This is a genomic window from Pseudomonas sp. LBUM1656 (assembly GCF_059716065.1).
Window position 1 is genome coordinate 1,446,932 of record NZ_CP166800.1, and the last position, 14,303, is coordinate 1,461,234.

A 14,303-nucleotide genomic window follows, 5' to 3' on the forward strand; every position below is an offset into this window, starting at 1 on the left:
TTTACTCCCCTTTGCCGCTGGAAGCCTTTTCAGCTGCCTGTGCGGGGGCCGGGTTCTTTGCGCCAACGTTAGTCGCTTCACTGGCTTTGACTTCGATGCCAGGTTTGACGAATTGCAGTCCTTCGGTGATCAGGCGATCGCCTGCCTTCAGGCCGTCTTCGATCAGCCATTGGCTACCGACGGTGCGGCTGGCCTTGAGCTGACGCAGTTCAACCTTGTTGTCCGGACCGACGACCAGTGCGGTCGGCGTACCTTTGAGGTCGCGAGTCACGCCTTGTTGCGGCGCCAGAATCGCGGCGGCGTTCACACCGGCTTTGAGCTGGGCGTGCACGAACATGCCTGGAAGCAGCGTGTGATCCGGGTTCGGGAACACTGCACGCAAGGTCACGGAGCCGGTGGTCTGATCAACCGAGACTTCGGAGAACTCAAGTTTGCCTTCCTGTTTGTACTGGCTGCCGTCTTCGAGGGTCAGCTTGACCGCCGCTGCCGTGTCGCCAGCCTTTTGCAGGCGACCGCTTTCCAGTTCGCGACGCAGCTCAAGCAGCTCGACCGAAGACTGGGTGACGTCGACGTAAATCGGGTCAAGTTGCTGGATCACCGCCATGGCATCGACCTGGCCGTTGCTGACCAGCGCACCCTCGGTCACGTTCGAGCGACCGATGCGGCCGGCAATCGGCGCGTAGACCTTGGTGTAGCGCACATTGATCTGAGCGGTTTGCAGCGCGGCTTCCGATTGCATGCGGTTGGCCACGGCTGTGTCGTATTCCTGACGGCTGACAGCCTGTTCGTTGACCAGCTGCTTGTAGCGATCAGAGATCGACTTCGTCTGTTGCAGGTTGGCTTCGGCGCTTTTCAGCGTAGCGTCATAGACAGACGGATCGATCTGATACAGCTGCTGGCCGGCCTTGACGTCACCGCCTTCCTTGAACAGGCGCTTGAGAATGATGCCGTTGACCTGCGGGCGAACTTCGGCAATACGGAACGCACTGGTGCGCCCCGGAAGCTCGGACGTCAGGGTGAAGGCTTGAGGTTGCAGGGTAACCACGCCGACCTGAGGAGGCGGTGCGGCGGGTGCCGCTTCTTCCTTTTTGCATCCGCTGAGCAGTGATGCGAGGGCGACGGCGGCGACCAGAGCGGTAACGGCTGGCTTGAATTGCATGAAAATCCTCGGGTCAGGCGCGCAAGAAACGCACAAGAAATGTGGAAGGGTAAAAAATGAGTGCCGGGTGGATAAGTAGCTTGCTAAGGAATATACTTACGTTCATGGTTGTTTGTAAACACCTTGACTGCGTATCCACCCTGTTACCTACGCCCGTCAAAGGTTCGAATTGTAAGCCGGGGACGAGACCCGAGAGCGCTCGCCCCACTTTTGTTCAGCGGCTGTTCAGACATCGCTGAAGCATCCTGATTGAGGTTTTACTGCCATGGTCCGTCGTACCAAAGAGGAAGCTCAGGAAACCCGCAGCCAGATTCTGGAAGCGGCAGAGAAAGCCTTTTATGAAAGGGGCGTGGCGCGTACGACGCTGGCGGACATCGCGACCCTGGCCGGCGTGACTCGCGGAGCCATCTACTGGCATTTCAGCAACAAGGCGGATCTGGTGCAGGCCATGCTGGACAGCTTGAAAGAGCCGCTGGATGAAATGGCCAGGGCCAGTGAAAGTGAAGATGAACTCGATCCGCTGGGCTGCATGCGCAAACTGCTGATTCATTTGTTTCATCAAGTTGCCCTGGACCCGAAAACCCGACGCATCAATGAGATTTTGTTTCATAAGTGCGAATTCACCGATGAAATGTGCGACCTGCGTCAGCAACGTCGTGAGGTCAGCCTCGATTGCAACGTGCGAATCGCCCTGGCCCTGAGTAATGCGGTGAATCGGGGGCAGATGCCCGAAGACCTCGACACGGCCCGCGCGGCCATCAGCCTGCATGCCTACATCGATGGCATGTTGTACCAGTGGCTATTGGCCCCCGACAGTTTTCAACTGCACACCGAAGCCGAGCGTTGGGTCAATGCAGGGTTGGACATGCTGCGTCTGAGCCCCAGTCTGCGCAAATGAAACAAAATGCGTAATTGGATCCGGTTATGTCAACCATTAGGCGAGCGTTAATCCCTTCAATGTTCGCCTTATTGCAATGGGGTGCTTTTATAACCGCACAGTCGCCAGGTTGAAAGGTAGCGAACTCCGTATTTTGTAGGGATTTTGTGTCGCGCGTGTGAATCGGTGTGAAGCCATGTGAATAACCATGCTGCAGTAAAAAGCCCCGGCTCTTTCGAGTCGGGGCTTTTGCATTTCAAGGGCGATGTTTACATCACTGGGTAGTCGATGTAACCCACCGGGCCCTTCGCGTAGAACAGCTCTGGACGCGCTTCGTTAAGCGGCGCATCAGCCTTCAAGCGTGCCGGCAGGTCAGGGTTGGCAATGAACGGCACACCGAAGGCGACCGCATCAGCCTTGCCGCTGGCCAGCCAGGCGTTGGCGCTGTCCTTGGTGAAACGTTCGTTAACGATGTACGGGCCGCCGAAGGCTTCCTTGAGTTGTGGGCCGAGGCTGTCGCCGGCTTCTTTCTCGCGGGAGCAGATAAAGGCGATGCCACGCTTGCCCAGTTCCCGAGCGACGTAAGTGAACGTCTCGGCCAGGTTGTCGTCGCCCATGTCATGGGAGTCGGCACGTGGAGCCAGGTGCACACCCACACGGCCAGCGCCCCAGACTTCGATTGCGGCGTCGGTCACTTCCAGCAACAGGCGCGCACGGTTTTCCAGGGAGCCGCCGTAGTGGTCGGTGCGCTGGTTGGTGCTGCTTTGCAGGAACTGATCAAGCAGGTAACCGTTGGCGCCGTGGATTTCCACGCCGTCGAAACCGGCGGCCTTGGCGTTCTCGGCACCGGTGCGGTAAGCGTCGACGATGTCGGCGATTTCAGCCGTTTCCAGAGCACGCGGCGTCGGGTAGTCGGCCAATGGGCGAACCAGGCTGACGTGACCCTTTGGCTGGATGGCGCTCGGTGCGACCGGCGCTTCACCGTTCAGGTACGACTCGTGGGAAACCCGGCCGACGTGCCACAGTTGCAGGAAGATCTTGCCGCCGGCGCCGTGGATCGCTTTGGTCACGTTGGCCCAGCCACGCACCTGATCGTTGGACCAGATACCCGGGGTGTCCGGGTAGCCGACGCCCATTGGGGTAACCGACGTGGCCTCGCTGAGGATCAGGCCGGCCGAGGCACGTTGTACGTAGTATTCGGCCATCAGCGCGTTCGGCACACGCCCTTCGTCGGCGCGGCAGCGGGTCAGTGGCGCCATGATGATGCGGTTGGCGAGTTCGATGTCGCCCAGTTTGATTGGATCGAAAATAGTCGTCATTTCAGTACAACCCTCGTGAGGTATCAGTTAGTCGCAGGAGCCAGTTCGGGATTACCGCGCTGACGGAAAGTAATCAGGGTCACCAGCAGGGCGAGTACCGCCAATGCCGCTGCCGCGAGAGGCACGCTGGTCAGGCCGAAACCGTGGGCGATGACGCTGCCGCCAACCCAGGCACCCAAGGCGTTGCCGATGTTGAAAGCGCCAATGTTCAGGGTCGAGACCAGGTTTGGCGCGGCGTTGCCGTAAGTCACCACGTTCACTTGCAGGGCGGGCACGGCGGCGAAGCACGCGGTGGCCCAGAGGAACAGGGTGATTTCGGCAGGGATCAGCGCGACGCTGGTCCAGGTCAGTACGGTCGAGATCACGGCCATCGAAATGAAGACGCCGATCAGCGTCGCGGCCAGGCCTTTGTCCGCCAGCTTGCCGCCGATGATGTTGCCGACCGTCAGGCCCAGGCCGATGAGCATCAGGGTCCAGGTCACGCCTTTGGGCGAGACGCCGGTGACATCGCCGAGCAGCGGGGCGACGTAGGTGAACAGGGTGAATACCGACGCGGCGAACAACGCAGTCATGCTTAACGACAGCCAGATCCCGGCGCCTTTGAGGGCGCGCAGTTCGGCGTGCATGTCGAGTTTCTCTTCATCGCGCTTGGCCGGCAGGAAGCGGATCAGGCCGATCAGTGCGATCACACCAATCACCGTCACGGCCCAGAAGGTCGAACGCCAGCCGGCTTCCTGACCGAGCGCAGTGCCCAGCGGGACGCCGAGCACGTTGGCCAGGGTCAGCCCGGTGAACATCAACGCCACGGCCGAAGCACGTTTGTTCGCCGGGACGAGACCTGCCGCCACCACCGAGCCGATACCGAAGAATGCACCGTGGCAGAGGGCGGTGACCACACGGGCAAACATCAGCACGTTGTAATCGGTGGCCATGGCACAGAGCAGGTTGCCGATGATGAAAATGCCCATCAACGCTACCAATGCAGCCTTGCGCGGTAATTTGGCAGTGGCCAGTGCCATGAACGGCGCACCGATGGCCACGCCCAGGGCGTAACCGGTCACCAGCCAGCCCGCGCCGGGGATCGACACGCCGAGGTCAGCCGCCACATCGGGCAGCAGGCCCATGATGACGAACTCGGTGGTGCCGATGGCGAAAGCGCTCAAGGCCAGAATGAGGAGCGAGAGGGGCATTGTTTAATTCCTTGTCGGAGCGCTGAGCTCCTTGACGATGGCCGCGAGGAACGCCTGGATCACGTCCTCGTTGCGTTTGAAGAAATGCCATTGACCGGCTTTCTGGCTGCTGATCAGCCCCGCACGTTGCAAGGTCGCCAGATGGGCGGACACGGTCGACTGCGACAGGCCGCAGCGTTGATCGATCTGTCCGGCGCAAATGCCGTACTCATGGTTATGGATCTGTTCCGGGAACTGGGTCTTCGGGTCTTTCAGCCAGATGAGAATGTCTCGGCGTACTGGGTGTGCCAGGGCTTTTATTATTTCGTCGAGGTCGATGGTCATGGGTTTGGGCTCGTGATGAGTAAAACGCTATATCGCGATGAGGCGAACTTTAAATCGCTACTTCGCGATATACCAATATGATTTTGGTCTGACGACCGCATAAATCGGTATATCGGGTTATAACGATACTCTGGGTGTGAACATATAAAGGCGCAGTGCTAAGCTGCGCCCATGAATTATCTCGCACATCTACACCTCGGTGGCCAGCGCCCCGGTCAATGGCTCGGCAGTCTGTATGGCGATTTCGTCAAGGGACGGCTGCAAGGGCAGTTCGACCCGGAGATCGAAGCGGCCATCCAGTTGCATCGCAGCATCGACGTGTTTACCGACCGCCACCCGTTGGTGGATGCCTCGTTGTCGCGTTTTTCCATCACGCGCCGGCGATACGCCGGGATCGTACTCGACGTGTTTTTCGACCACTGCCTGGCGCGGGACTGGACGCTCTACTCGGACCAGCCACTGGAGCGGTTCACTTCGGATGTGTATCGGGTGCTGTCCACCGAGACGCAATTGCCGGAACGGCTGGCGAGGATCGCGCCGCACATGGTGGCGAATGACTGGTTGGGGTCTTATCAGGAGTTTGAAGTGTTGGAGCAGGTGCTGCGGGGGATTTCCCGGCGGCTGACCCGGCCTGAGGAGCTGGCGGGGGCGATGCAGGAATTGCGGTTGTTGTATGAGCCGTTGAGCGATGATTTTCGGTTGTTCTATCCGCAGCTTCAGGATTTCGCCCAGAACTATCCAACACCCTAAATACCCTTGTGGGAGCGGGCTTGCTCGCGAATGCGGTGTGTCATTCAGCATTGATGCCAGCTGATACACCGCATTCGCGAGCAAGCCCGCTCCCACAGGGATTTGTGTTTCTTCAGGGGATTTATATCAGGCCGCGATCGCGGGCCGCAGCGGTTCCGGTTGCGCCTGCGGAATCGCCCCAAACAACGCCTTCTGCACCGCCTGCTGCGCCTCGAACGCCAGCGCCGCACGCTCGCGACCTTCGCAAGCAATCGGCTTGAGCACTTTGATTTCCACTTCCCCGCGATCATTGGTAAACAAACGCATCAAGTGCGACAGCAAATCATCATCGCCAATGAACGGCGCCAGGGAATCGAGTTCGCCGTCACGCAGATACCGAATCGCCACCGGCTGCAGCTTTACCTCAGAGTCAATCGCCGCCGACAACAAGCGGCCATGAAACGTACGCAACGAACGTCCATTGGTGGTGGTGCCTTCCGGGAACATCAGCAGCGGATGTTCCTGTGCCAGGTGGCGCGTCATCTGTTTGCGAATCAACTGGCTGTCACCCGAGCCGCGACGGATAAACAGGCTGCCGGCCTTGGCTGCCAACCAGCCGGCCACCGGCCAGGTGCGCACTTCGGCCTTGGACAGGAACGACATCGGCGTGAGCATGCCCAGCAATGGAATGTCGGTCCACGACACATGATTGCTGACCCACAGCATCGGCTCTTTCGGCAGTTCACCGTGAACCGTCACGCGAAAGGGCAGGGCGTTGCTCAACCGCGCCATGAAAAACCGCGACCAGCGCTGGCGGCGAACCATCGAATGAGCAATCCCCAAGCGCTCGAACAGCCCGAACACACTGGCCATGCTCAAGCCCAGCGCGACCACCACCAGCACTCGCGCAATTCGCGCGTACACCCGCAACCGACTCATCAGACCGCCGCCTTGAAGTGCTTGGCATAACGTGGGCAAAGCTCATCGCGCTTGAGCAGGATAAACACGTCGGCGACCTGGAAGTCTTCGTCCCAGCACGGCTCGCCGCAGATCTTCGCGCCCAGACGCATGTAGGCCTTGAGCAGCGGCGGCATTTCGGCGATCACGTTGGACGGGATGTCCAGCACCGGCAGCGGTTTCTTCGGCTCGGCCCGCAGGTGTTCGGTGCACAGGTAACGCTCACGCAGACGCTGCATGATCGCGTGGGCCTGAATCCCGCCGTCCTGCATCGGAATGCTCGCGCAACCCATCAAATAGCTGTAACCGCCCTGATTCAACACTTCGGCCAGTTCACCCCAAAGCACCGCGATGGTGCCGCCGTTGCGATACGCCGGGTCGACGCAGGTGCGACCGATTTCCAGGATCGGGCCCTTCAAATGCACCAGACCGTGCAGGCTGAATTCTTCTTCACTGTAGAACTTGCCCAGGCTGCTGGCCGCCGTGTGATCGAGCAAACGGGTGGTCGCCACCAAGCGCCCGGTGTTCAAGTCACGCACGCCGATGTGGGCGCAGTGAACATCATAGTCGTCCATGTCCAGACCCAGCTCCGCGCCTTTGAGCTTGGCGTTGAACTCGCCGCTGAAGACGTTGAAGCGCAAGGCCTGGGCTTCCTGCAATGCCTCGGCGCCCACCAGGCGTTCGGCTTGCAGGCGGCGTTCATTGCCGGTGTCGCTGATGCGGGCGATCTGAGTCATTGGGAATCTCCGTGCGGGCTGTTCACCCGTCTTGGGTTGCAAGCCGGTCGACTTTCTTTATGCAGCCGTGTTGTGCAAAGTCAGGCTATGTAGCCCCGGTGTCATCGCCATGAAGCTTTGGTGATGCTTATATGACAGCCCACAAGGAGCCTCTTATGCCCTGGCAAAACCTGTTGAATCGCCGCGATCGCCTGCCCGCCAATCCGGATCTGGCGGAGGGTTTCGCAACCTTGTTGCATACGTTGGGCACGGTCACGCCGTTCGAACTGGCGGTGGTCGGCGGGCGGCTGATGGCGACCCCGGGGCTGGCGTTTCTGGTGGGGTATCAGGCGGCGTTGCGCATGCTCTGGCCGAGTGCGCCGCCGAGCCTCGGCGCGTTGTGTGCCACTGAACAGCGCAGCCTGCGGGTGGCGGACATGCAGACTCGCCTGAGCGATTTACGCGTGAGCGGGCGCAAGGATTTCGTCACCGCTGGCGATGCGGCCGACTGGCTGCTGATCGCCGCACGCAGTGAAGCGCCCGGCGAAAGTCCGCGCCTGAGTCTGGCGGTGGTCTATCCCGATGAACCGGGCGTGCGCCTGGAAAAACTCCCGGCGATCCCGTTGATGCCGGACATCAGCCACGGTCGGTTGTTTCTGGACAACGCCCAGTGCGAATTGCTCGCGGGGGATGGTTGGGATGCCTACGTCAAGCCGTTCCGCACGCTGGAAGACATTTATGTACTGAGCGCGATGACGGCGTGGCTGTACGGCGTCGGTCATGACAGTGACTGGCTACAAAGCTTGCTTCTGCGATTGCTGGCGCTGCTGGCCGGGTGCGCGGAAGTCAGCCGGCAAGCGCCGAACAATCTGGCCGGGCATGTGGTGCTGGGGGGATTGTTTGCGCAATTCGACGGGCTTAAGGCTGAGATCAATCAGGCACTGGCCGATGGCCCGCCGCATTGGGCGGCGATGTGGCAGCGGGATCAGGCGGTGATGGATTTGGCGGCGGGGGCTAGAGGTAAGCGATTGGCTAAAGCACTCGCGGGATCTTCGTTGAGTTGACTGGCCTCATCGCGAGCAGGCTCGCTCCCACATTTTGAAATGCGTTCCCCTGTGGGAGCGAGCCTGCTCGCGATGACGGACTGATGGGCGACACAAATTTCAGAACTGTCATCAACCTCGACTAGGCTCACCCAGCCAATCCCTCCGAGCCCCCACCATGTTCAAAGGCTTGTCCCTGATCTTCATGCTGCTGCTCAGCCTCACGGCCCATGCCGAACACTGGCCCGCCGAGCAATGGTCGACGGGTCCGAAAGTCATCGGCCCAGCACTTCAGGCCCTGGAGACTTACGCCTTCCCGCCCCGCGACGACGCGACCCGACAAGGTATCCGCACCGATGCCTTGCTGGTGATCCGTGACGGTCAATTAATCTACGAACGCTACGCCGGCCCGACCACGGCTGACACGCCGCACCTGACCTGGTCCATCAGCAAAAGTCTGATGGCGACGGTCCTCGGTGTGGCCTACGGCGAAGGCCTGTTCAAGCTCCAGGACCCGGCGCTGATGTTTTATCAGCCGCTGGCAAAACACCCGGCGATCACCCTGGCCGACCTGCTGCACTGGGCCTCAGGCCTGGACTGGCAGGAAGACTACGAATACGCCCCGTTGAAGTCCTCGGTGGTGGCCATGCTCTACACCCGGGGGCATCACGACATGGCGGCGTTCACCGCCGATCACGACGAATACGCGCGGCCCGGCCAGGCCTTTCGGTATTCCAGCGGTGACAGCAACCTGCTGTCGGCGGCGCTGAAAAACATCGTCGGTCCGGTGCGTTACCCGGACTATCCATGGACCGCGCTGTTCGAGCCGTTAGGCATTCGCCACGCCGTCTGGGAAACCGATGCGACGGGCACCTTCGTGGCTTCCTCTTATGCCTACCTCACCGCCCGCGACCTGGCGCGCGTCGGTCTGCTGATGGCGCGAGACGGGCGCTGGGGTGATCGCCAGCTGCTGCCCAAGGATTGGGTTGCCTTCAACCGCGAACCCTTCGCTCACTATCAAGCCAATCAGGACGATGCGGTGCCCGGCGGTCATTGGTGGCTCAACCGTACGGTGGGTGGTGCCGCCCGACCTTGGCCCGATGCGCCCGCCGATACCTTTGCCGCACTGGGCCATTGGGGCCAGGCGATGTACGTGATTCCCAGCGAAAAGCTGTTGATCGTGCGCTACGGCGATGACCGCGATGAGAGCTATCAACACAACGAATTGCTCAAGCTTGCGCTCAAGGCATTTGCCGGGCAGGTGCAGCCATGAGTCGCAGTTTTGTGCGTCGTCGGCCGTTCAGCACGTTGTTGCTGGTATTGCTGGTCGCCTTGCTCGGCTGGATCTGGCAGGAGCGGGTGGCGCTGCTGGCGTTCCCGGACATCATCAGCGCTTATACCGCCAAGGAGTATTGTTCGTGCCGGTACGTGATGGGCAATCAGGCCGAGTATTGCCACAGCTATGTGAAGCAGTGGCTGCCGACCAGCGGCTTCACCGATGATGCCGCCAGCAAGCGCGTGACGGTTAGTGGCATGGGCCGCAGCAACAGCGCGCAATGGATCGGCGACCGCCAAGGTTGCCGCCTGACTCCCTGAACACAAATGACCTTTGTAGCAGCTGGCGAAGCCTGCGTTCGGCTGCGCAGCAGTCGTCAATCCAGCCACCTAGATCCTCCTGAAAAACCGATGTGTCTGAATTCACGACTGCTTCGCAGCCGAACGCAGGCTTCGTCAGCTGCTACAAGTATGCAATTGGCTCACGGGCGGTTAAGGTTCGCTCAGGTTTATTTCCCCCACGAGTCTTTATGTTCAAGCGGTCCCTTTCCAAAACCTTCGCCTTCCTGCTGCTGGCCGGCGCTTCGTTGTCGGCCCAGGCCAATTGGTACCTCGACGGCGAGTCCTCGCGGCTGTCGTTCGTCAGCACCAAAAACGCCAACATCTCCGAAGTGCAGCGCTTCCTGGTACTGCACGGCAAGGTCAGTCCCAAAGGCCTGGCCGAGGTGGAAGTCGAGATGGAGTCGGTGAACAGCGGCATCCCGCTGCGTGATGAACGCATGCGCAAGGAGCTGTTCGAAATCCAGACCTATCCCGAAGCGTTGATCACCGCGCAGATTGATCTGCGCCCGATCAACGACCTCGCGCCCGGTGCCCAGCTGGAGCTGCGCTTGCCGCTGACCGTCAACCTTCACGGTAAAACCCACGAATACAACGCCGAACTGCTGGCGACCCGTCTCGATGACCGACGCTTCCAGGTGGTGACCCTTGAGCCGCTGATCATCAATGCCGAAGACTTCGATCTGGCACCGGGGCTGGAAAGTTTGCGCAAGGTCGCCGGTTTGTCGGCCATCAGTCTGTCGGTGCCGGTGGGTGCGGTGCTGATTTTCACGGCGCGCTGACATGGCCGGGGCAATTTTCCCTTGGCGTGAAGGTAACCATTTCGAACTGCTGATCGATGGCCCGGAGTTTTTCCCGCGCATGTTGGTCGCGATTGCCCGCGCCGAAGAACAGGTCGAGCTGGAACTGTACCTGGTCGAGGCGGGGGCCTGTGCCGAGGCCATGGTGCAGGCGTTGGTCCAGGCCGCCGAACGCGGTGTGCGGGTTCGCTGCCTGTTCGATGATTACGGCAGCCTCGCGTTCACCCTGACCTTGCGTCAGCGTCTGACGGCGGCGGGTGTGGAGCTGCGCTTCTACAATCGCCTGAGCTGGCGGCGTTGGGTCGGTAACTTCTACCGCGATCACCGCAAGCTGTTACTGGTCGACCAAAGCCTGGCCGTGGTCGGCGGAACGGGCGTCACCGATGAGTTCTGGACGCCGGGCGAGGACACCAGCGAATGGCACGAGGTGATGGTGGAAATCACCGGCCCCCTGGTCATCGACTGGCAACTGCTGTTCGATCGGCAATGGATCGCCAACCGCCATCGCCGCGCCTGGAAACCCTCGTCGCATTTCGGCCTGCCGCGTCTGCCACGCGTGCCGTCCATGGGCGAGGGCATGGGCCGGGTAGCCTATGCCGACGCCCGCCAGCACCGCGACATTCTGCAATCGCTGATTCGTGCGCTGAACAGCGGCCAGCACCGCATCTGGCTGGCCACGCCGTATTTCCTGCCGACCTGGAAAGTCCGCCGCTCGTTGCGCAGGGCCGCCAACCGGGGCGTCGACGTGCGTCTGCTGCTGACCGGGCCGCGCACCGATCACCCGTCGGTGCGCTACGCCGGGCACCGCTACTACCCGCGACTGCTCAAGGCCGGGGTGAAGATCTTCGAATACCAGCCGTGTTTCCTGCACCTGAAAATGGTCTTGATCGATGATTGGGTGAGCATCGGCTCGTGCAATTTCGATCACTGGAATCTGCGCTTCAATCTGGAGGCCAACCTCGAAGCGCTGGACCCGGGGCTGACGCGGGCCGTGGTGGCGAGTTTCGAGAAGGATTTTGCGTTGAGCCAGGAAGTCAGCCTGGAGGAATGGCAACGCCGACCGCTGTGGCGGCGGGTCAAGCAACGGGTGTGGGGATGGGTGGATCGGTTGGTGGTGAACCTGCTGGATCGCCGCGGATAGTGGCGTCAGATCGTTCCCACGCTCTGCGTGGGAATGCCTCAAGGGACGCTCCGCGTCCAGTGACGCGGAGCGTCACGGGCTGCATTCCCACGCAGAGCGTGGGAACGATCAGTCCGCGCAGGGGTTAAAGCAGTTCAAAGCTCTGCTGCGTCACGTCCTGGGAATCCAGGCCGATCTGCACGTTGAACTTGCCTGGTTCCGCCGCGTACTTGAGCTGGGCATTGAAGAACTTAAGGTCGTCTTCGGTGATGGTGAAGTGCACGACTTTCTGTTCGCCGGCTTTCAACATCACTTTCTGGAAGTTCTTCAGTTCCTTGACCGGGCGGATCATCGAGCCGGTCACGTCCTGGATGTACAACTGCACCACGGTTTCGCCGTCACGCTTGCCGGTGTTTTTCACCATCACGCTGGCGTCGAGCTTGCCGGTCTTGTTCAGCGTGGTCGACGACAACGCCATGTCGGTCAGGCTGAAGTCGGTGTAGCTCAGGCCGAAACCAAACGGGAACAGCGGCCCGGTGGTGTCATCGAAATACTGCGAGGTGTAGTTGCCCGGTTTGCCCGGCGTGAACGGCCGGCCAATGCTCAGGTGGTTGTAGTAGGTCGGAATCTGGCCCACCGAACGCGCGATGGTGATCGGCAATTTGCCCGACGGGTTGTAGTCACCGAACAGCACGTCAGCGATGGCGTTGCCGCCTTCGGTGCCGCTGAACCAGGTTTCCAGGATAGCGTCGGCCTGTTCCTTCTCCTGGAGAATCGACAGCGGACGTCCGTTCATCAACACCAGCACCAGCGGTTTGCCGGTGGCCTTCAAGGCGCGAATCAGCTCGCGCTGATTTTCCGGAATATTCAGATCGGTGCGGCTCGACGATTCGTGTGACATGCCACGTGACTCACCGACGGCGGCGACGACCACATCGGCATCCTTGGCAGCTTTCACCGCTTCGTCGATCAGCACTTGCGCCGAGCGCGGATCATCCACCACTTCCGGGGCATCGAAGTTGAGGAAGTTCAGGTAATCCAGCGCCTTCTTGTCGCTGGTGATGTTGGCGCCACGGGCGTAGATCAGTGTCGATTGCGCACCGAGTGCGGTGGTCATCCCGTCGAACAGCGTCACCGATTGGGCAGGGCGACCGTTGGCGGCCCAACTGCCCATCATGTCGATCGGAGCCTTGGCCAACGGGCCGACCAGCATGATTTTCGCGGTTTTCTTCAGCGGCAGGGTTTCGCCCTGATTCTTCAGCAACACCAGGCTGCGGCGCGCTACGTCACGGGCCTCGGCACGGTGCAGGCGGCTGTCGGCGTTGGTGTCGGCCGGATCATCTTCAGCCTTGCCGATACGCAGATACGGGTCTTTGAACAGGCCCATGTCGTACTTGGCGTCGAGCACCGCACGCACGGCGTTGTCGATGTCGCTCTGCTGGATCTCGCCCGCCTTCAGCAGCCCTGGCAGTTCCTTGCCGTACAGCGTGTCGTTCATGCTCATGTGGATGCCGGCCTTGATCGCCAGCTTCGCAGCTTCGCGACCGTCAGCGGCAACGCCATGCTTGATCAGTTCGAAAATCGCACCATGGTCGCTGACCGCCAGGCCTTTGAAGCCCCAGTCCTTGCGCAACAGGTCGTTCATCAGCCAGGTGTTGGCGGTGGCCGGCACGCCGTTGATCGAGTTCAGCGCAACCATGACGCTGCCAGCACCCGCGTCAATCGCGGCGCGGTACGGTGGCAGGTAGTCCTGGTACATCTTGACCGGGCTCATGTCGACGACGTTGTAGTCGCGACCGCCCTCGACCGCGCCGTATAACGCGAAGTGCTTGACGCTGGCCATGATGCTGTCGGCCGCGTTCGCGCCGGTGCCCTGGAAGGCCCGGACCATGACGCCGGCAATGCGCGACACCAGGTAAGTGTCTTCGCCGAAGCCTTCGGACGTGCGGCCCCAGCGTGGGTCACGGGAGATGTCGACCATTGGCGCGAAGGTGAGGTCGACGCCGTCCGACGCAGCTTCCTTGGCGGCAATGCGCCCGGACAGGCCGATGGCGTCCATGTCCCAGCTAGAGGCCAGAGCCAGCGGAATCGGGAAAATCGTGCGGTGACCGTGGATCACGTCATAGGCGAAGAACATCGGGATCTTCAACCGGCTGCGCATGGCCGCGTCCTGCATCGGACGGTTTTCCGGGCGCGTGATCGAGTTGAACGTACCGCCGATGTTGCCCGCGGCGATTTCCTTGCGGATCATCTCCCGAGGCATTTCCGGGCCGATGCTGATCAGGCGCAACTGGCCGATCTTTTCATCGAGGGTCATCTGCTTCATCAGGTCAGTGATGAAAGCGTCCTTGTTCTCTAGAGGTGCGGGCGTCGTGGCGGCCAATACGGTATGACTGGCCAGGCTGACGAACAGGCCCAGCAAACACAGGTTCTTCATGAATAGTTTTCTCAAAGG

14 protein-coding genes are annotated in these 14,303 nt (G+C 60.9%); 7 read left to right on the forward strand and 7 right to left on the reverse strand.

The genetic code is table 11. From position 1 onward, the window contains the following. Window position 1: 1 nt before the first annotated feature. Window positions 2-1,159, reverse strand: coding sequence for an efflux RND transporter periplasmic adaptor subunit EmhA (gene emhA / locus ACA072_RS06390; protein ID WP_497623657.1), 1,158 nt, complete (start codon window positions 1,157-1,159; stop codon window positions 2-4). 265 nt (window positions 1,160-1,424) lie between these two features. Here emhA and emhR point away from each other — a divergent pair, with 265 nt between their 5' ends. Further along, the gene (emhR, locus tag ACA072_RS06395; protein ID WP_497316111.1) at window positions 1,425-2,057 is read left to right on the forward strand and encodes an efflux system transcriptional repressor EmhR; all 633 of its coding nucleotides are present in this window, start codon (window positions 1,425-1,427) and stop codon (window positions 2,055-2,057) included. 248 nt (window positions 2,058-2,305) lie between these two features. Here emhR and ACA072_RS06400 read toward each other — a convergent pair whose 3' ends face one another. The 3 genes from ACA072_RS06400 to ACA072_RS06410 are packed head-to-tail and all read right to left on the reverse strand — an operon-like array spanning window position 2,306 to window position 4,869. Beyond that, window positions 2,306-3,355, reverse strand: coding sequence for an alkene reductase (locus ACA072_RS06400; protein WP_497623658.1), 1,050 nt, complete (start codon window positions 3,353-3,355; stop codon window positions 2,306-2,308). 23 nt (window positions 3,356-3,378) lie between these two features. Then, window positions 3,379-4,545, reverse strand: a complete 1,167-nt coding sequence (locus tag ACA072_RS06405) for an MFS transporter (protein WP_497623659.1) — start codon at window positions 4,543-4,545, stop codon at window positions 3,379-3,381. Window positions 4,546-4,548: 3 nt separating this feature from the next. Then, window positions 4,549-4,869 (reverse strand): ArsR/SmtB family transcription factor, encoded by a 321-nt coding sequence (locus tag ACA072_RS06410; protein ID WP_010462509.1) that lies wholly within the window; start codon window positions 4,867-4,869, stop codon window positions 4,549-4,551. A 171-nt stretch (window positions 4,870-5,040) separates the two neighbouring features. On the opposite strand from ACA072_RS06410, the gene ACA072_RS06415 reads away from it, so the two are divergent. Further along, window positions 5,041-5,619: an acyl carrier protein phosphodiesterase gene (locus ACA072_RS06415; RefSeq protein ID WP_497623660.1), complete on the forward strand. Its 579-nt coding sequence runs from the start codon at window positions 5,041-5,043 to the stop codon at window positions 5,617-5,619. Between the two features lie 126 nt (window positions 5,620-5,745). Here the strand turns inward: ACA072_RS06415 and ACA072_RS06420 are convergent, their stop codons facing one another. Next, window positions 5,746-6,537 (reverse strand): lysophospholipid acyltransferase family protein, encoded by a 792-nt coding sequence (locus tag ACA072_RS06420; protein ID WP_497623661.1) that lies wholly within the window; start codon window positions 6,535-6,537, stop codon window positions 5,746-5,748. Beyond that, window positions 6,537-7,292 (reverse strand): L-ornithine N(alpha)-acyltransferase, encoded by a 756-nt coding sequence (gene olsB, locus ACA072_RS06425; RefSeq protein WP_208671639.1) that lies wholly within the window; start codon window positions 7,290-7,292, stop codon window positions 6,537-6,539. Before olsB ends, ACA072_RS06420 begins: the two co-directional genes overlap by 1 nt. Window positions 7,293-7,447: 155 nt before the next feature. On the opposite strand from olsB, the gene ACA072_RS06430 reads away from it, so the two are divergent. The 5 genes from ACA072_RS06430 (at window position 7,448) to ACA072_RS06450 (ending at window position 11,869) form a co-directional block, all read left to right on the forward strand. Next, window positions 7,448-8,335: an acyl-CoA dehydrogenase middle domain-containing protein gene (locus ACA072_RS06430; RefSeq protein ID WP_497623662.1), complete on the forward strand. Its 888-nt coding sequence runs from the start codon at window positions 7,448-7,450 to the stop codon at window positions 8,333-8,335. Window positions 8,336-8,492: 157 nt separating this feature from the next. Beyond that, window positions 8,493-9,587: a serine hydrolase domain-containing protein gene (locus ACA072_RS06435; RefSeq protein ID WP_497623663.1), complete on the forward strand. Its 1,095-nt coding sequence runs from the start codon at window positions 8,493-8,495 to the stop codon at window positions 9,585-9,587. Beyond that, on the forward strand, window positions 9,584-9,910 hold the full coding sequence (locus tag ACA072_RS06440) for an amidase (RefSeq protein ID WP_497623664.1): 327 nt from the start codon (window positions 9,584-9,586) through the stop codon (window positions 9,908-9,910). Before ACA072_RS06435 ends, ACA072_RS06440 begins: the two co-directional genes overlap by 4 nt. 209 nt (window positions 9,911-10,119) lie before the next feature. Then, a complete protein-coding gene (locus ACA072_RS06445; protein WP_497623665.1) occupies window positions 10,120-10,710 on the forward strand; it encodes a YceI family protein in 591 nt (196 codons plus the stop codon). A 1-nt stretch (window position 10,711) separates the two neighbouring features. Continuing rightward, window positions 10,712-11,869, forward strand: a complete 1,158-nt coding sequence (locus ACA072_RS06450; RefSeq protein WP_497623666.1) for a phospholipase D-like domain-containing protein — start codon at window positions 10,712-10,714, stop codon at window positions 11,867-11,869. Between the two features lie 124 nt (window positions 11,870-11,993). Here ACA072_RS06450 and bglX read toward each other — a convergent pair whose 3' ends face one another. Further along, complete coding sequence (bglX, locus tag ACA072_RS06455; protein WP_497623667.1) at window positions 11,994-14,285, reverse strand: beta-glucosidase BglX; 2,292 nt, start codon at window positions 14,283-14,285, stop codon at window positions 11,994-11,996. Between the last annotated feature and the right edge of the window lie 18 nt (window positions 14,286-14,303).